The organism is Crocosphaera sp., from assembly GCF_030064895.1.
GTDB lineage: Bacteria > Cyanobacteriota > Cyanobacteriia > Cyanobacteriales > Microcystaceae > Crocosphaera.
In genome coordinates this window covers 13,665-30,131 of record NZ_JASJEB010000091.1, presented here as the reverse complement: position 1 = coordinate 30,131, position 16,467 = coordinate 13,665, and the positions used below count along the sequence as shown (strand labels likewise).

The 16,467-nt window shown below is 36.3% G+C and carries 20 protein-coding genes; 9 read left to right on the top strand and 11 right to left on the bottom strand.

Features of this window, described 5'->3' with window-relative positions; translation table 11 throughout:
* Positions 1-77 precede the first annotated feature (77 nt).
* The 4 genes from QNJ66_RS18630 to QNJ66_RS18615 form a co-directional block, all read right to left on the bottom strand.
* Positions 78-431: a DnaB-like helicase C-terminal domain-containing protein gene (locus QNJ66_RS18630; protein ID WP_300509607.1), complete on the bottom strand. Its 354-nt coding sequence runs from the start codon at positions 429-431 to the stop codon at positions 78-80.
* A gap of 81 nt (positions 432-512) precedes the next feature.
* A complete protein-coding gene (locus QNJ66_RS18625) occupies positions 513-1,211 on the bottom strand; it encodes a response regulator transcription factor (RefSeq protein WP_300509604.1) in 699 nt (232 codons plus the stop codon).
* A gap of 9 nt (positions 1,212-1,220) precedes the next feature.
* The gene (locus QNJ66_RS18620; protein WP_300509602.1) at positions 1,221-1,532 is read right to left on the bottom strand and encodes a YkvA family protein; all 312 of its coding nucleotides are present in this window, start codon (positions 1,530-1,532) and stop codon (positions 1,221-1,223) included.
* A 174-nt stretch (positions 1,533-1,706) separates the two neighbouring features.
* On the bottom strand, positions 1,707-2,756 hold the full coding sequence (locus QNJ66_RS18615; RefSeq protein WP_300509600.1) for an adenosine deaminase: 1,050 nt from the start codon (positions 2,754-2,756) through the stop codon (positions 1,707-1,709).
* Between the two features lie 168 nt (positions 2,757-2,924).
* Here QNJ66_RS18615 and QNJ66_RS18610 point away from each other — a divergent pair, with 168 nt between their 5' ends.
* The gene (locus QNJ66_RS18610) at positions 2,925-3,821 is read left to right on the top strand and encodes a glycosyltransferase family 2 protein (protein WP_300509598.1); all 897 of its coding nucleotides are present in this window, start codon (positions 2,925-2,927) and stop codon (positions 3,819-3,821) included.
* A gap of 178 nt (positions 3,822-3,999) precedes the next feature.
* A complete protein-coding gene (locus QNJ66_RS18605) occupies positions 4,000-4,371 on the top strand; it encodes a hypothetical protein (protein ID WP_300509596.1) in 372 nt (123 codons plus the stop codon).
* 50 nt (positions 4,372-4,421) lie between these two features.
* Here the strand turns inward: QNJ66_RS18605 and folP are convergent, their stop codons facing one another.
* Both folP and tpiA read right to left on the bottom strand, forming a co-directional pair.
* Positions 4,422-5,258, bottom strand: a complete 837-nt coding sequence (gene folP, locus QNJ66_RS18600; RefSeq protein ID WP_300509594.1) for a dihydropteroate synthase — start codon at positions 5,256-5,258, stop codon at positions 4,422-4,424.
* 60 nt (positions 5,259-5,318) lie between these two features.
* Positions 5,319-6,050: a triose-phosphate isomerase gene (gene tpiA / locus QNJ66_RS18595; protein WP_300509592.1), complete on the bottom strand. Its 732-nt coding sequence runs from the start codon at positions 6,048-6,050 to the stop codon at positions 5,319-5,321.
* Positions 6,051-6,260: 210 nt separating this feature from the next.
* Between tpiA and QNJ66_RS18590 the strand changes: the two genes are divergently transcribed.
* The 5 genes from QNJ66_RS18590 to QNJ66_RS18570 all read left to right on the top strand — a co-directional run bounded on the left by QNJ66_RS18590 (position 6,261) and on the right by QNJ66_RS18570 (position 10,484).
* Entirely contained in the window at positions 6,261-6,605 is a 345-nt protein-coding gene (locus QNJ66_RS18590; RefSeq protein ID WP_300509590.1) for a nucleotidyltransferase domain-containing protein, read from the top strand.
* Entirely contained in the window at positions 6,577-6,915 is a 339-nt protein-coding gene (locus tag QNJ66_RS18585) for a DUF86 domain-containing protein (RefSeq protein ID WP_300509588.1), read from the top strand. Before QNJ66_RS18590 ends, QNJ66_RS18585 begins: the two co-directional genes overlap by 29 nt.
* 119 nt (positions 6,916-7,034) lie before the next feature.
* Entirely contained in the window at positions 7,035-7,865 is an 831-nt protein-coding gene (locus QNJ66_RS18580) for a YaaW family protein (RefSeq protein ID WP_300509586.1), read from the top strand.
* A gap of 32 nt (positions 7,866-7,897) precedes the next feature.
* Positions 7,898-9,223 (top strand): O-antigen ligase family protein, encoded by a 1,326-nt coding sequence (locus QNJ66_RS18575; protein WP_300509583.1) that lies wholly within the window; start codon positions 7,898-7,900, stop codon positions 9,221-9,223.
* Positions 9,224-9,419: 196 nt separating this feature from the next.
* A complete protein-coding gene (locus tag QNJ66_RS18570) occupies positions 9,420-10,484 on the top strand; it encodes an Mrp/NBP35 family ATP-binding protein (protein ID WP_300509581.1) in 1,065 nt (354 codons plus the stop codon).
* A gap of 127 nt (positions 10,485-10,611) precedes the next feature.
* On the opposite strand, the gene QNJ66_RS18565 is transcribed toward QNJ66_RS18570, so the two are convergent.
* The 3 genes from QNJ66_RS18565 to QNJ66_RS18555 are packed head-to-tail and all read right to left on the bottom strand — an operon-like array spanning position 10,612 to position 12,308.
* Entirely contained in the window at positions 10,612-10,941 is a 330-nt protein-coding gene (locus QNJ66_RS18565) for a XisI protein (RefSeq protein ID WP_300509579.1), read from the bottom strand.
* Between the two features lie 23 nt (positions 10,942-10,964).
* Positions 10,965-11,543: a Uma2 family endonuclease gene (locus tag QNJ66_RS18560; RefSeq protein WP_300509577.1), complete on the bottom strand. Its 579-nt coding sequence runs from the start codon at positions 11,541-11,543 to the stop codon at positions 10,965-10,967.
* A 15-nt stretch (positions 11,544-11,558) separates the two neighbouring features.
* Positions 11,559-12,308, bottom strand: coding sequence for an amino acid ABC transporter ATP-binding protein (locus QNJ66_RS18555; protein WP_300509576.1), 750 nt, complete (start codon positions 12,306-12,308; stop codon positions 11,559-11,561).
* A gap of 118 nt (positions 12,309-12,426) precedes the next feature.
* Between QNJ66_RS18555 and fmt the strand changes: the two genes are divergently transcribed.
* A complete protein-coding gene (gene fmt / locus QNJ66_RS18550; protein ID WP_300509574.1) occupies positions 12,427-13,422 on the top strand; it encodes a methionyl-tRNA formyltransferase in 996 nt (331 codons plus the stop codon).
* 100 nt (positions 13,423-13,522) lie between these two features.
* Here the strand turns inward: fmt and QNJ66_RS18545 are convergent, their stop codons facing one another.
* Positions 13,523-14,374 carry a cysteine peptidase family C39 domain-containing protein gene (locus QNJ66_RS18545; protein ID WP_300509573.1) on the bottom strand — a complete coding sequence of 284 codons (852 nt, stop codon included), beginning with the start codon at positions 14,372-14,374 and terminating at the stop codon, positions 13,523-13,525.
* Positions 14,375-14,734: 360 nt separating this feature from the next.
* Here QNJ66_RS18545 and bcp point away from each other — a divergent pair, with 360 nt between their 5' ends.
* On the top strand, positions 14,735-15,208 hold the full coding sequence (gene bcp, locus QNJ66_RS18540) for a thioredoxin-dependent thiol peroxidase (protein ID WP_300509571.1): 474 nt from the start codon (positions 14,735-14,737) through the stop codon (positions 15,206-15,208).
* A 35-nt stretch (positions 15,209-15,243) separates the two neighbouring features.
* Here the strand turns inward: bcp and QNJ66_RS18535 are convergent, their stop codons facing one another.
* Positions 15,244-16,449, bottom strand: a complete 1,206-nt coding sequence (locus tag QNJ66_RS18535) for a lipid-A-disaccharide synthase-related protein (RefSeq protein ID WP_300509569.1) — start codon at positions 16,447-16,449, stop codon at positions 15,244-15,246.
* Between the last annotated feature and the right edge of the window lie 18 nt (positions 16,450-16,467).

Genomic DNA, 16,467 nt, shown 5'->3' with positions numbered 1-16,467 from the left:
AGTCGCCAAAGCTATTAGGACATTTTTCTGTTCCCTGTTCCCTGTTCCCTGTTCCCTTAAAATATAATTTATGTGTCCTAACTAGCCTGTCTATTGCTATAGATATTTTTTTCAGCATCTTTTCTATGACGAAATCCTCCTACACTAGCCTCAAACAAAACCTTACAAACCCCTGTCCCCCCATTCCTATTTTTAGCCACATTAATCTCCATAACCCCTTTATCTTTAGTCTCTGAATTATAATATTCATCCCGATATAATAATAACCCTAAATCCATATCCTGTTCTATATCCCCAGAATCTTCAATATCAGCCATTGTCGGACGTTTATTCGCCTGACTTTCCACCCCTCTATTAATCTGTGCTAAAGCAATAAATGGCACATCAAACTCCTTAGCAATGTCCTGAAAAGCACCCGAAAACTGACCCACAGCTTGCGGTATATTCCTTTATAATCTGAATCGAAGAACGATAATATTCTAATTTATCCATTTTTAAGCATACTAAATAAACTATTCAGTTAAACCATGTTTCAAAGCAAAACGGACTAATTCGGTGCGACTATTTGTCCCTGTTTTACTAAACAAACGACTAACATATTTTTCCACATTTCTCACACTTGTTTCTAAACGCGCTGCAATTTCTTTATTCATCAACCCTTCTGCAACTAGGTCTAACACACTTTGTTCTCTAGGGGTTAAATCAATTTTTATTGGGGGTGGTGTGGTGGTTAAACTATTTTGTTGTTGTCCAAGTTGTTCTTTTAATTCCCGAATTTCTTGGGCGATTTCTTCTAATTTTGCTGAGTCACTACCGGATTTTTCATTAACTTTTCTCCTTTCTAATAAATTCTTAACAATTGCTTCTAATTCTTCGGGATCAAAGGGTTTAGGTAAATAAGCATCACAACCGGCCTTATGACCTTTAATTCGATCCGAAGTCATCCCTCTAGCGGTTAAGAAAATAACAGGAATGCTTTCAAAACGGGGATCATCTCGCAATTGCTCTAAGAACTGATAACCATCAATTTCTGGCATCATAATATCAGAAACAATGACATCAGGAATTGTTTTTTGTAATATTTCCCAAGCATTAGTTGCATCAGTGGCAACTTTAACGGTTAAATCTCCACTAAACTCTAAATAAGCTTGCACCGATTCTCTAACACTCGGTTCATCATCTACTAATAATATTGTTGCAGAATCACTCATAATTTTGATTTATTTATTGTAATTTGAATTGTCATCTACAGAAACTGCATTAACTTCTATTGTCTCACCTTCTGGAGCATCTTCTACAATCACTTGATCGGGGTTTTGTGCTTTTTCAACTATCATTTGAAATAGTTCGGTTATTAATAGAGTCAATAGCACAAAATCATCAATTTGTCCAGCAAGGGGAAAGAAATCGGGAGAAATATCAAAAGGACTAACAAAATAAACAAATGTCCCCAAAATTACCCACCAACGATATTGGGGGTGACGGATTGCGTTGCGATACCAATCATAAATAAATTGTAAAGGGAATTTCATAAGATTGAGGTATTTTTCGGTTCTTTAGGTAAGGTGGGCAATGCTCACCCTACTGTACACATTTTAGCTCAGATTCCATGTAATTAGTTAGATACGGATAACCGTTCAATCCTTGGAATACAATGACGCTTTATGCTTGTAGAGACGTTTAATTAAACATCTCTACACAAGGAATTAAATCGATAATAATTCCTGTTCTTCTTCTGAAGAATTATCCTTAAGTAAGCCAATTAATAAGGAAGCTGGAGGTTCTTTATAAGGCCAAGCAAACGCATGACGAAACGCTGCATCTTGACAAGCTTGTAACTGGTGAAAATCGATCACATCTTGAGTCAAAAGATTTTCAAATTCAAAGGGTAAACGAACATTATGAAGTCCGGCGTTGTCTGTACATATCACAATATCAACCCCCGCATCAAAACAGCGATCAAAAACTATTTTTAACTCGTGTAAGCTCTCTAAAGTTCCTGTCTTTAAATAAGTAGTAGGACAAACTTCTAAACATTGATTTGCTGCGGCCAGTTGGGGTAATAATTCAGGATATTTTAAAGGAATTTGGATACCATGGCCAATTCTCATTAAATAAGGCAATAATTCAGGGTAACAACCTTCAGGGGTTTCATAAACATGGCCAGTGGTTTTTAGACCAAGGGATCGCGCATATTTATAGAGATCAATAAACTCATCCAACCGTTCTCGATAATGGGAGTCACCCCCGGCTACATCGATCGCACAAACATAGTCTCGCATTTGTGCAGCTAAATCAACAATTGCCTTATTTACCTCGTAGGGTAAACGGGAGTGCATACAGAGAATTTGACTAATAATAATGGGATATTCTTTAACTTGACTAGCTTTACCCACTATCTCCACAATATTAGTCATGGCCTCAATTCTTTGAGACTGATTAAGATGTTCTGGAGTGCGAAGATAAGGAGTATAACGTAACTCCAAATAGGCTAAATTTTCAAAAATATAAGCCCCACGAATTAAACGATAAATGAAATAGGGAAGAGTATCTTCCCTTTGCACACTTTCCACTAAAGTATGCAGTTCTAAATATTCATCCAGGGTGTTTCGTTTGCGGGTGTAAAACTCCTCAAAATTAGGGTACTCTGGAAACCGTTGCGCCATATCAGGGTTATGACGCTTAAAATATCGCCAGAGAATGCGAGGAACCACAGATCCCCCTAAATGACGATGTAAGTCCGCGTATAGTGCCACAAAAACCTCCTGGTGCTGTATCTTAAGATTTATTTTATAGTGATTTAGGGGGATAATGTTACAAATTAGGAGTCAGGAAAGACAAACTTTAATTCCCTTGATAAACTAACCAATAGAAGAAAAACGTTTAAATTTAGACCATAACCTTAAAATTATCTTAAAAGACTAATGATCTCTATCTATATCCTTACCTATAACGAAGAAGTCGATATTGCCGAATGTATCGAGTCCGTAATTAATTTATCCGATGAAGTGATTGTGGTTGACTCCTATAGTAGCGATCGCACTATTGAGATCGCTTCCCGTTACCCTGTGAAAGTTGTTCAAAACGAATTTGAAAGTCACGGTAAACAACGGACTTGGATGCTGAAAAACATCCCCACCAAAAATAAATGGGTCTATATTTTAGAAGCAGACGAACGCATGACCCCAGAATTGTTTGCTGAATGTGTGGCCGCCAGTGAAAAGAAAGAAGCGATCGGTTACTATGTGGCAGAACGGGTCATTTTTATGGGTAAATGGATTCGTCGCAGTACCCAATATCCCCGTTATCAGATGCGTTTGTTTGAAAAGGGCCAAGTCTGGTTTGGAGATTATGGCCACACAGAACGGGAAATTTACAGTGGACCGGTGGATTTTCTCAAAGAAACCTATCCTCACTATACCTCTGGTAAAGGTTTAAGTCGTTGGATAGAAAAACATAATCGTTATTCAACCGATGAAGCTAAAGAAACCCTTTATCAATTAGAACAAGGGGGAGTGAGTTGGAAAAAATTGTTCTTTGGTTCCACTGAAGTTGAACGCAGACGCGCTTTAAAAGATTTATCTTTAAGAATACCTTTGCGTCCTGTTGTTCGTTGGTTCTATATGTATTTTATATTAGGTGGAATTTTAGACGGAAAAGCCGGATTTGCATGGTGTACTTTACAAGCTTTTTATGAATATTTAATCCTCTTAAAAGTAGATGAATTGAGAGAAACTAATTTAGAATCTCCTTATCCCAATTCTTTAAAATATCCTGATCCTGAAGAATCAGCTAATACTTCAGAATCTTTATCTTTGTAGAAAGTTAGGTAAACTTTAAATAGAAAAATGGGCAACATCGAAAAACTTTGGGATTGTTGCCCTATTTTAAACTGATATCTTCCACTCAGGAGTTGATTCTTTAATCCAATATATAAGAACCTTAAAATTCTTTAAATCTAATCGTTGTAAATAAAGCCAAAAAAGGGGTCAAGTAGAAATGGGAGAAAGAATAGGAGCAATTTTTTTGTTTTGTTTGATTCTGGGGAGTATTTTAGCTAGTATTCCTATGGTATTGGGTAATATAACCTTAGCAATAGTATTCTTTATGATAGGGTATCTTGGAGGCATAATACCAGGAATAGTAGCAGTAATTATTAGTGATCAAGGGTTAGAAATTGGAATAATTGGAGGAGTAACGTTTGGGTTATTGTTAGGGATCGTGTATTTTTATATAGTGGGATTTATAGGAACAGGTTTAGGAGATAGCCATCATTCTCTAGGTTCTTTTATCATAAGTTTAGGGATGGGAGTCACTGGAGGACTTATTATTGGTGTTGTTATAGGGATCATTCTTAAACTAATCCTTTGAGTAAGAGGTCTGGGATTCACCACACTTATCATTCCGTATTAGCTTTGTGATTAACGCCATAAAGCATCAGAAACTTTAATAATATCTTTCATTTCTGGAACATCATGAACCCGTAAAATATCGCTTTTAGAAGCGATCGCATGACAACAAGCTGCTGCGGTTCCCCAAACTCTTTTTTTAGGATCTTTTTCCCCTAAAATATGTCCAATAAAACTCTTACGAGAAACTCCCACTAACATAGGACATTTTAAAGTATGAAAACGAGATAAATTCTTTAATAATTCTATATTTTGCTGATAATTTTTTGCAAAGCCAATACCAGGATCAATAATTATTTTATGTTGCTCAATACCTGCTTCAAGAGCTTGATTAACTTGACGTTTTAACCATTCTATGATTTCATTAATTAAGTCTTGATAATCTGTTTTTTGTTGCATAGTTTTAGGTGTTCCTCGAATGTGCATAATAATAATAGGAACCTCTAAACTAGCCACAGTTGAAAACATTTTTTCATCAAAAGTTCCCCCAGAAATATCATTAACAATATCGGCCCCTGCCGTAATAGCTGCTTGAGCAACTTCGGCTCTTGTTGTATCAATAGAAATAGGAATAGAACTATTTTGACGTAACTTTTTAATAATAGGAACAACTCGTTTTAACTCTTCTTCTAGGGTAATTTCTTCAGCACCCGGACGAGTAGATTGGCCGCCGATATCAATTATATCTGCACCACTTTCAATCATCTTTGTTGCTTGTTCTAATGCCGTTCCAAGACTATTAAATTCTCCCCCATCACTAAAACTATCGGGAGTTACATTTAATATTCCCATTAAATAAGTGCGTTTTCCCCAATCAAAACTATGTTCTCGAATAATTAAATTATTCATAATTATTAATAATAAAAATGATAGGGATTAACGGACGTTAACCCCTACAAATCAAAATTGTTACTGATAATTAATAATACGGGCAAAATTAACCGGATCCAAACTTGCACCCCCAACCAAAGCACCATCAATATCTGATTGAGCCATAATTTCATCAATATTATTAGGTTTCACCGAACCCCCATATTGAATGGTGACATTTTTATTAGATAATTGATCACGAATTACACGAATAATACGGTTAGCTTCTGTTGACTCACAAGTATCTCCGGTACCGATGGCCCAAATAGGTTCATAAGCAATCACCAAGTTGCTTTGATCCACATCCACCAACCCTTTTTGTAATTGATTAATAATAACGCTTTCCGCTTCTCCTGCGTCCCGTTGTTGCTTGGTTTCCCCCACACAGAGAATAGGGGTTAAGCCGTGACGTTGGGCGGTAATCACTCGTAAATTAGCGGTTTCGTCGGTTTCTGAGAAATATTGACGGCGTTCGCTATGACCAATTACAACATAGTCCACACTCAATTCTGTTAGCATAGGGCCAGAAATCTCGCCGGTGTAAGCCCCTTTATCCTCCCAGTGGACGTTTTGGGCCCCTAAACGAACTTTTCCCCCATGCAAGCTTTTGGAAAGGATACTAAGGGCAGTAAAGGGGACACAGAGAACGATCTCTCTGGTTTCGTCTGTCTCTTCTACTTTTGATTTTAATACCGTTAAAAACTCCAGGGCCTCGGCCTGAGTTTTGTGCATTTTCCAGTTACCTGCAATGATAATTTTTCCTACAGCCATTTTCAATAATCTACATCAACAATTATTTTGCAAACTTCTAGTTTAGTGCCAAAAGGGTATTTCTGAATAGGGGTTTGCGTGATCTGGGTGACTGGGAGGCTGGGGAAGGTGAGAAAAATTAGATAATATAGGAGTGATTAGCTATTTGTCCATTAGCCTAACTTTCTTGTCACAAAATCTATCAAAAATTAGTTATATATAATAGGTAATATGACTCTCGAAACAGTTTACAAAAGATTAAAGATTTCCCCTGAAACCCTGGCTAAGTTGTGTCAAGAAAATAAGATTAAAGAACTAGCTGTCTTTGGTTCAATTTTAAGGGAAGACTTTAATGAGAATAGTGATATTGATTTATTGGTTTCTTATCAACCGACGGCTAAAAGAGGATTGATTCAAAAAATACAGATGATAGAAACCCTGAAATTATTATTTAATCGTGATGTTGATTTAGTGAGTAAAAAAGCCATTGAAAACAGTCATAACTGGATACGCCGCCAAAATATTCTAGATAGTGCAGAGGTTATTTATGCCGAGGGATCAAGAAACTTTAGTTGATATTATGAGAGCAATTGAGCTTATTTTTCAATACACTCAAGGAGTTGATTATAATGAATTGAGCCAGAATATAGAAAAACAAGACGCTATTTTACGTCGTATTACTATCATTGGCGAAGCCACAAAAAGATTATCAAAGGAGTTTAGAACTCAACATCCGTCTATCCCTTGGAAAGCAATTGCTGGAATGCGTGATGTGATTACCCATGATTATGATGAAGTTGATTTGGATGAAATTTGGACTGTTATTAATGAAGACTTACCTAAACTATTTAATTATATTAAAACCTTAGTTACACGACAAACTTAAGATAAATCCTACCAAGACAAGTTAAGATATGTGTGATAATGGAGGTGATTTCCTGACCATTAGAAAACAGGCTACCAGGAAAACCCTACGACTCAATACCCTGTTGGGAGGCACTGATTTTGGATGAACTGCGATCGGCGTTAGAAATGGCCACAGAAGAAGAGTTACGTCAACTAACTCAAGTTCTATTTTGCCGTAAATTTAATCCCCTTGATTATTTACAAACTCCAAACCCTATGGAAGTTCAAAGTCAAGACTGGGACACTTGGTTAGATAAAATTGAGGCCAGGTTCCGTTTTTTGGCTTCTGATGGTTTAACGGTACTAAAGCGCAAAACGAAACGTTTTAGTTATCGTCAAACTTTGATTCAGGTTTGTCACTACCTGAAAATTCCTTATTCTAATCAGATGTCTACTATCGATATTGAAGCTGATATTTTCTTAAATTTGTTGGGCAAAGCCTGGAAAAATTTACCCCCTGCACAACAAAATAGTTTAATGGAGCAAATACAAGCATCTCTGGCAAAATCTCATATTCCTGATGCTTTACCGGTACAATTGCAACATAACCCGATCAATCTCGTCTTAAAGGGTAGCAGTGCTTTTGCCCTTAGTTCTATTGTTAAGCCTTTGCTATTGAAACATATTGCTCAACAGTTTGCCCTCCATTTTGCCCGTTATCAAGTGGCACAACAAGCTGTTATTCGCGGTGGGGCTGCCGTTGCTAACCAAGTGGCTATTAATACCGCAAGACGGGGTATGGCTATGACAGCAGCCCGTTATGGGGTTGTGAGGGGGGTTTTATCCTTTGTTGGCCCGGTTTTATGGGGTTGGTTTTTGGCTGATCTCGGTTGGCGGGCGATCGCCACTAATTATGGGCGTATTATTCCTGTTGTTTTTACCCTAGCTCAAATTCGCTTAACTCGCATGGAGTGTTGGGAGGTTGCTTAATAATTAAGCGTTCATTATTAAAATTATTTTTTATGAATCAATTGAATAAAACTAAAGTTAATTGGCTAGAAAATACCCTCAAGTTTGGTGTTTTTCTTCTCCCTTTTTCTGCTGATTTTGGAGCCACTGCCCTTGGCATAGTTTTAGTCGGTTTATGGCGACAAAAATATAAAAAAATTATTAGCAATCCGATTAATCGGGGTTGGGGCTTACTATTTATTTGGTTAATAACAACTTCCCTATTCGCTGTTTATTCTCGGTACAGTTGGGAAGGTTTAGGTAACTTCTTACCATCTTTTCTAATGATAGCATCTTTCCCCTTTTTTTTCCAGGATTTTCTGCAATTATATCAACTGGCTTGGTGGTTTGTATTAACCTCAATTCCTGTTTGTTTTTTGGGGTTTATGCAGTTACTTTTTGGCTGGCAAACGCCGTTATTTTTACATAGTTTTGGACTTAAAATGACGGCTTACGGTCATCCGGATGGTAGGATGTCTTCTTTGTTAATGTATGCCAATACTTTAGCCTTTTTTTTGGTGGTTGCGTTTACTCTATCTATTGGTTTATGGATTTTACATTATCGTCGTCGTTCTCTTCAGAAAGATTCGTGGATTAACTGGCAATTATCAATTTTAACTGTTGGTATTTTATTTAATGGTATTGGCTTAATTTTAACTAATTCTCGTAGTGCCTGGGGACTCGCTCTATTAGGGTTAATAGCCTTTGCCATTTATTTACGTTGGTATTGGATTATTGCTACTGTTTTATTGATTATATTTTTAGTAGCTTGGGCTGCTTGGATTCCTGTATATCAAGATGTTATGCGTCAAGTAGTTCCCAGTTATTTTTGGGCAAGATTAACAGATGAAATGTACGATGACCGTTATGTCACAGCGTTAAGAACCACTCAATGGGGTGTTGCCTGGGACATGATGTTACAGCGTCCTTTGTGGGGTTGGGGACTACGCAATTTTACCCCTGTTTATCAAGAAAAGATGAATGTTTGGATGGGACATCCTCACAATTTATTTTTGATGTTGTTAGCAGAAATTGGAGCAATTGGCACATTATTATTTAGTGGTTTAGTGGGGACAATATTGGCAAAAGTAGTTATTTTAATGGCTAAAATAAAGAAAAATATTCAAAATATATTTGCTTATTCTGAAGAATATTTTTTATTATTATTCACTTATTTACTTGCTTTTGTATTGTGTATTATTTTTAATTTGTTAGACGTGAGTATTTTTGATTTGAGAGTAAACTTAATCGGCTGGTTATTATTATCAGCGCTCGCAGGAATTGCTAATTATCAATCATTAAGTCGTGATCATATCAATGAGATTACTTTCAAGAAGTGACACCAAAACAGTTAAAATTGATTATAGAAGCGATCGCAGCAAACTATAGCAGTTCCCATACTTGTGAGGTACACAGTTTTCTAGTTTTAGGAGTTCGGAGTTCGGAGTTCGGAGTTCGGAGTTAGATATGAGGTATACCTCATGACCATGAGAAATGCTATATAAAGCTGCTTAATAGGAGACACTATCAATTACAATGCTTGATACTCAATCAATTTTAGACGTATTAAAACCTGTTCAAGATCCAGAATTACAAAAGAGTTTAGTAGAATTAAATATGATTCGTAACGTTGCCGTAGAAGGCGGTAACGTGAGCTTTACCTTAGTATTAACTACTCCTGCTTGTCCCTTACGAGAATTTATTGTTGAAGACTGTAAAAAAGCTGTTCAAACCTTACCAGGAGTAGAAAACGTAGAAGTAGAAGTGACAGCAGAAACCCCTCAACAAAAATCATCTCTCCCGGACCAGCAGTCTGTGGCAGGAGCAAAAAACATCATCGCTGTTTCTAGTGGTAAAGGGGGAGTAGGAAAAAGTACCGTTGCTGTCAATATTGCCGTTGCTTTGGCCCAAACCGGGGCAAAAGTTGGCCTCCTCGACGCTGACATTTACGGGCCCAACGTCCCCACCATGTTAGGACTGGAAAATACGGAAGTGCAAGTGGAGAAAAATGAAGCCGGAGACATCCTGCAACCTGCCTTTAACTATGGTGTAAAAATGGTATCTATGGGATTTTTAATCGATCCCGATCAACCTGTTGTCTGGCGTGGTCCCATGCTCAACGGTATTATTCGTCAATTTCTCTATCAAGTCAACTGGGGAGAGTTAGACTATTTAGTGGTAGATATGCCCCCGGGAACAGGAGACGCACAGTTAACCATGGCCCAAGCGGTTGCTATGGCCGGTGCTGTTATTGTCACCACTCCCCAAACCGTTTCCCTCCAAGATGCTCGCCGTGGCTTAAAAATGTTTGAAAAACTAGGGGTTAATGTTTTGGGTATTGTGGAGAACATGAGTTATTTTATCCCCCCAGACGCACCAGAACGCAGCTATGACCTGTTTGGCTCCGGTGGAGGAGAAAAAACATCAAAAGAGTTACAAGTGCCTCTATTGGGCTGTATTCCTTTGGAAATTGCCCTGAGAGAAGGGGGAGATAATGGGGTTCCCATTGTTATGTCAGCCCCAGAGTCGGCCTCTGCTCAAGCTTTAACTGCGATCGCCCAAAATATTGCAGGAAAAGTGTCTGTGGCGGCCTTAGCTTAACATTATTTTTGATTTAAGACTCTCGTAGGGTGGGCAAATTAGAGTATGATCTTAGCTACTCATAATCTAAAAACTTTGCCCACCTTACAATTTAAAGTCCTTTTATGTTTCATAGATCAACAGTTTTTTAAATAATAGCAAATTCAGTGAATTGTCGTTTATAAGGAGCAAGAAAACTTAAAACAATATCTAGTTTAGGAACTCCTGCATTGACTAATTCATTAGCGATTCCTACTTCAGTGCCATCTCTTTGAATCCAAATTTTATCATCTTTAAAATCAACATGAATAATAACACCATAAATCCTTTTTTGTTCTTTCCATCCTATATTTAGGAATTGATAGTGGTGATTTCTATTATCAAATATTAACTGTATTTCTGTTGCACTGTTGACATTATTAATAGAATGTTTGGTTAAAATATCTTGAATAAGTTGAGGATAATCTATTCTTTCCATGTTAATTTTATAATTATTGAAATTTAAAATAGAGGTAAATCTAAACTAAAGCCAGGTAAGATATTTTCTCCTGATAAAGTAGTTGGTAATGAGACAATTTCGCTTGCTTCATTTTGATGATAAATCTCTACTTGTTGATTTTGCGGATCGATTAAAAACCCTAACTTTAAGCCACTATTAAGATACTCTTGCATTTTTCTCTGTAGTTGATTTAAAGAGTCAGTTCTTGATCTTAATTCTATGACAAAATCAGGACAAATAGGAGCAAACTTTTCTTGTTCTTCTAAGGTTAAGCTATCCCATTTTTCATTAGAAATCCAAGCAACATCAGGAGAACGTTTGCCCCCATTTGGTAAGATAAAAACTGTAGAAGAACTAAACACTTTCCCTAGTTTAGTTTGACGATTCCATAACCAAACGAGACCATTTAACTCAGATTCTCTATTTCCACTAATAGCACCAACAGGGGGCATAATAATTAATTCTACTTGGGCAGTTTCTTCTAGTCGCCATTGATCATTTACTTGGCAAAGTTGATAAAATTGTTCATTGCTTAAACCAACATTTTTAAGGTTTAAGATAACAGGTTCAGTGAGCATCATTTTAGTTTAGTTTATTTACAAAATTTGTGATAAAAATTTCTGACTTCTTTCTTCTTGGGGGTTATTAAAAAAGTCTTCAGGTGTCGCTATTTCTACTATTTTTCCTCCATCCATAAACACAACTCGATCAGCAACTTCTCGCGCAAACCCCACCTCATGGGTGACACATACCATAGTCATTCCCCCATCTGCTAAACTACGCATGGTATCCAACACTTCTTTGATCATCTCAGGATCAAGAGCCGAAGTTGGTTCATCAAATAACATAATTTTCGGTTCCATGGCCAACGCGCGGGCGATCGCTACCCGTTGCTGTTGTCCCCCAGATAATTGACCAGGGTATTTTTGCGCCTGTTCCAAAATACCAACTTTTTCTAATAATTGTATCGCCTTAGCTTCGGCCTTTTCTTTCTTCCAATGTCGTACCCAAATAGGTGCTAAAGTAACATTACTGAGAACAGTTAAATGGGGAAATAAATTAAATTGTTGGAATACCATTCCCACTTCTCTTCTAATAGCTTCAATATTTTTGAGATCATGGGATAGTTTAATACCATCAATGGTTATAAGACCTTTTTGATAGGGTTCTAAGGCGTTAAAAGTACGAATAAATGTAGATTTTCCTGAACCGGATGGACCCATAATAACCACAACCTCCCCTTGAGTTACAGTAAGATTAACCCCTTGTAAAACGTGAAAGTTATTGTCATACCATTTTTCTACATCTTGGGCAACTATAGCGTTTTCTGGGGCAGTTTGGGTCATAATTTCATTGTTCCTTCATGGTTAAACTTTACCTATTTTAGCAATTATTGTTAAACCTCGTAGTTAACCAATAGGTCTTATTTATTTTAAAATAGGATTGAACTTTAGTAAAAATATTATGCAGGTTATCTTTTTTGGAACCCCTCAATTTGCTGTACCCACGTTACAAAAATTATTAGATCATCCTCAATTTAATGTTATTGGAGTGGTAACACAACCAGATAAAAGAAGAGGAAGAGGCAAACAATTAATTCCCTCAGCAGTTAAAAAAGTAGCGTTAAATTATGATATTCCTATTTGGCAACCGACAAGAATTAAAAAGGATCAAGATACTCTTTCTATCTTAAAAAATAGTCAAGCTGATGTCTTTGTAGTTGTAGCTTATGGACAGATTTTATCCTTAGAAATTCTGCAAATGCCTAAATTGGGATCGATTAATGTTCATGGTTCCATTTTACCTCAATATCGTGGGGCTGCTCCTATTCAATGGTGTCTTTATAACGGGGATTTTCAAACGGGAATTACTACTATGTTAATGGATGAGGGTATGGACACGGGGGATATGTTATTAAAGGCTTATACTGATATAAAATTATTTGATAATGCTCATAAAATAGCTGAAAAATTAGCGAATCAAGGGGCAGATTTATTAATCGAAACTCTAGGAAAATTAGAAACTAATGAAATTGAATCTATTCCCCAAAATAATGAGGAAGCTACTTATGCTTCTTTGATTAAGAAAGATGATTTTATAATTGACTGGAATAAATCAGCGATCGCTATTCATAATCAAGTACGAGGATTTTATCCCAATTGTTTTACATCTTTTCGAGATGATAAACTAAAAATAATGGCAACTATTCCTATTGATGATGATTATCTACAAGCATTAGATGAAAGTTATCAAGGATTAAAAAATCAGCTAGAATCTTTAGATAATACTATAGGAAAACCTGGAGAAGTTGTTGGTTTAATTAAAAATTTTGGACCAGTCATTAAAACAGGAGAAGGATTACTATTACTCTCAAAAATTCAACGATCTGGTAAACGTCCCCAGTCAGGTTGGGATTTAGTTAATGGAACTCATCTAAAATTAGAAGAATTTTTAAGTTAATTTTTAAATCCTTTCGTTGTTTTTTGTAGAGACCTTGCATACAACGTCTCTACAGGAATATAGGGTATAACTCACAAGGTTAAGAAAAACTATACTGATTTTAATTAATAAAAATTGCCTCGCCAAACCAGTAACCTTTCAATTCATTAAATGGTTTTGTTTCCACTCCAAAAAGAGGATTACCTAAGATTAATTTTTCTCTTTTTCTATCAATAGTTATTAAAACAACTGCATGGGGAAACTGTTGACTTAACCACCGTTGCTTAACATGAAGTAAAGCCATTTGTTTACGATTTACTAATTCATCTAAGGTTAAATTATGATGATATTCTGGGTTTAATCCTAGCTGTTCCATCGCTGAAATTTCTGCTAATGTATTTGTTCCTAAACGATTAGTTTGAGTTAGTTCAGTCACTTTTTTTTCGCTAATTTCTGGATGTTTTTCGCTTAGTCTTGCTAAAGTTGCAATACTTGCTGGCGCACAAGTTACGGTAGTTGATTGTATAACAACTCCATCAACAATTTTTAATTCTCCCACGTCATTAACAATAGGAGAAAACAAATAAAATAATATGGATAAACAGAAGGTAATAACCCCCAGTCCAACTAATAATTGATTGCGTCGTTTTTTCGATGACCATCCTGATAATTCTAGAAGAAATAAGAGTCCAAAAAGAAAAAATCCAAAACACAATAATACATTATCAAAAACTGCTTGTATATAGAGAGAAAGGACATGAGGAAATAGTTGAGGAAGAGAGTAAGCAACGTTAGAACGATCAATGATAATTAATACGGTTAAAATAGCTGCTAAACCGATAAAAATCATCCTAGCAGTTTGTTGATGTTTTTCTAAAGCATTATCTGCAGTGATTCCTTTTTTGGCTAAATTATTCCCCAAATAACCCCCTAAACCAAAACCAATAGCACTAGGTACAATTAAGTCGATCATAATAATTTATCTAGAGTATTAAAGTAACTACATAACAAAAATAACTTCACAAAAGTAATGACAATCGGTATATAGCACTTCTCATACTTGTGAGGTACAGAGTTTTCTAGTTTTAGGAGTTCGGAGTTCGGAGTTCGGAGTTAGGTATTAGGTGTACCTCATGAGTCCGAGAAAGGCTATAATTAAAGAAATTATGTTGTTATTCTTGTTATTTATCTCCAAAATACGGAATATAAGAGAATCTGTCAGGAGTAAAATTACGGAAAATTATGAAATTAGTTTTTCATTTATCCGTTTTTTGATTTGTTATTTTTTGATAATTAAAATTGTTAAAATTTACTATTATTTTGAGAATAAACTATGAGTAACCTATTAGACATTGGACAAAATGTCCCTGATTTTACATTGAATAATCACAACGGTGAAACTATCAATCTAAAAGACATTTTAGGGCAATGGTTAATCTTATATTTCTACCCAAAAGATAATACACCAGGTTGTACCACAGAAGCACAAGATTTTACAAGATTAACTCCAGAATTTGAAAGTTTTTCTGCAAAAATTATTGGCATAAGTCCCGACTCAGAAAAGTCTCATTGTAAGTTTATTGATAAGTATGATTTATCCATAGAATTACTTTGCGATCCAGATCATACTGTTGCTGAAGCTTATGGTGTCTGGAGTTTAAAAAAGTTTATGGGAAAAAAATATATGGGAATTGTTCGTTCTACTTTTATTATTAATCCAGAGGGAAAAATTGCCTACATTTGGTCAAAAGTTAGGGTAAAAAATCATGCAGAAAAAGTATTAAATCAATTACAAACATTACAATAAAAAGGAAGATAATACCCTATCGTTAACGGCGGTTTCTAATTATTAACCCTTAGATTGAATAATAAAAATTCTGCAATTCTTTCCGAAGCTCCAGGTGGTCCAAAACGTTCTTTTCCTTCCGTTTCACATTCCTTTAAATAAGCTTTATCTGCCACAGTTTTAGCAACACATTTCGCTGCTTCTTTGAGGGTTTCCGAAGTAGCAGGCCCAGTGCCAATGGTTTGCGCGCAACTACCGATTAAACGGGTTTGTGCCTCAGCAAACTCGTAGGTAAACTGGGGACCTTCTCCTGGTACTTGAATCACCGGTTTACCCAGGGCAATGCCTTGATCTACGGCTAAACCTGCCATTCCTAACATTAACGTACAGTTGTGTAAAATGTCATTAAAAGCATCAGAATAACAAATAACTTCTACGCGTCCTTGTTCGGTTTTATAACTTAGTTTATTATCTTCACACTCCCAACCTTCACTATCAGCTATGGTAGTTAATTCTTTCATCAATTTTGGTACCAAAGCAGCCCGAAATTGTATTTTTTCCGGAGATATAACTTTAACAATTTCTAGCATAAGATTGAGTTGTAATTTAAAGTTACGCACCGCTTCAGGAAGTCTTGAACCTGGTAATAAAGCTACCATAGGAGAGTCAGCTTTTAGTTGTAAATCTTTGCCAGTTGGTTGTAATTTATCTAGAGAAGGAATACCCCCAAACAGGGCTTTTCCTATTCCTTGTTGTTTCAAATCTTTAGCCGTGTAAGGATCTCTGGTAAACACCCCCAAACATCGAGGCGATCGCAAAAAAGTACCAATAAACGGCCCAACTTTTAAGGTTCCTTCGTACAACGCTGATAAACAAGAAATAAAGGAAACATAAGGATAACCAGTGGAATAAGCAAACCCTTGGGATACAGTATCACCAGTAGCCATAATTAAATCGCAACTGGGGGCGTATTGCCAAACCGCTTGTAACTGTTGCCAGGTTAAGCCAACTAAACCCGCTTTTAGGTCCGTCAAGAGACGCAAACGGTTAATATAGGAAAATCCTCCAGAGGGCATATTTTGGGTTGGGCCAATGATGGGTATATTTAAGCGACGATAAGCATTACCTTCCCCAACAATAGGCATAGCTGCTAATTCTAGATTAGGATACAGTTGTAATAGGGTTTCAATAACGTAGGATGAGTGGTTATCCTCTCCATGGCCATTGCTAATAAATAATATTCGCTTAGAAGGTGACGACATAGATTTTCCTTCGATTTT

Bases quoted from the DNA above. Each gene is read 5' to 3' on its own strand.
- QNJ66_RS18560 (WP_300509577.1), bottom strand. From the start codon at position 11,543: ATGATGCTCACTGAACCTGTTATCTTAAACCTTAAAAATGTTGGTTTA.
- QNJ66_RS18570 (WP_300509581.1), top strand. From the start codon at position 9,420: ATGCTTGATACTCAATCAATTTTAGACGTATTAAAACCTGTTCAAGAT.
- folP (WP_300509594.1), bottom strand. From the start codon at position 5,258: ATGAATAATTTAATTATTCGAGAACATAGTTTTGATTGGGGAAAACGC.
- QNJ66_RS18585 (WP_300509588.1), top strand. From the start codon at position 6,577: ATGCCGAGGGATCAAGAAACTTTAGTTGATATTATGAGAGCAATTGAG.
- QNJ66_RS18610 (WP_300509598.1), top strand. From the start codon at position 2,925: ATGATCTCTATCTATATCCTTACCTATAACGAAGAAGTCGATATTGCC.
- QNJ66_RS18575 (WP_300509583.1), top strand. From the start codon at position 7,898: ATGAATCAATTGAATAAAACTAAAGTTAATTGGCTAGAAAATACCCTC.
- bcp (WP_300509571.1), top strand. From the start codon at position 14,735: ATGAGTAACCTATTAGACATTGGACAAAATGTCCCTGATTTTACATTG.
- QNJ66_RS18565 (WP_300509579.1), bottom strand. From the start codon at position 10,941: ATGGAAAGAATAGATTATCCTCAACTTATTCAAGATATTTTAACCAAA.
- QNJ66_RS18555 (WP_300509576.1), bottom strand. From the start codon at position 12,308: ATGACCCAAACTGCCCCAGAAAACGCTATAGTTGCCCAAGATGTAGAA.
- QNJ66_RS18545 (WP_300509573.1), bottom strand. From the start codon at position 14,374: ATGATCGACTTAATTGTACCTAGTGCTATTGGTTTTGGTTTAGGGGGT.
- QNJ66_RS18625 (WP_300509604.1), bottom strand. From the start codon at position 1,211: ATGAGTGATTCTGCAACAATATTATTAGTAGATGATGAACCGAGTGTT.
- QNJ66_RS18605 (WP_300509596.1), top strand. From the start codon at position 4,000: ATGGGAGAAAGAATAGGAGCAATTTTTTTGTTTTGTTTGATTCTGGGG.
- QNJ66_RS18535 (WP_300509569.1), bottom strand. From the start codon at position 16,449: ATGTCGTCACCTTCTAAGCGAATATTATTTATTAGCAATGGCCATGGA.
- fmt (WP_300509574.1), top strand. From the start codon at position 12,427: ATGCAGGTTATCTTTTTTGGAACCCCTCAATTTGCTGTACCCACGTTA.
- QNJ66_RS18620 (WP_300509602.1), bottom strand. From the start codon at position 1,532: ATGAAATTCCCTTTACAATTTATTTATGATTGGTATCGCAACGCAATC.
- QNJ66_RS18590 (WP_300509590.1), top strand. From the start codon at position 6,261: ATGACTCTCGAAACAGTTTACAAAAGATTAAAGATTTCCCCTGAAACC.
- tpiA (WP_300509592.1), bottom strand. From the start codon at position 6,050: ATGGCTGTAGGAAAAATTATCATTGCAGGTAACTGGAAAATGCACAAA.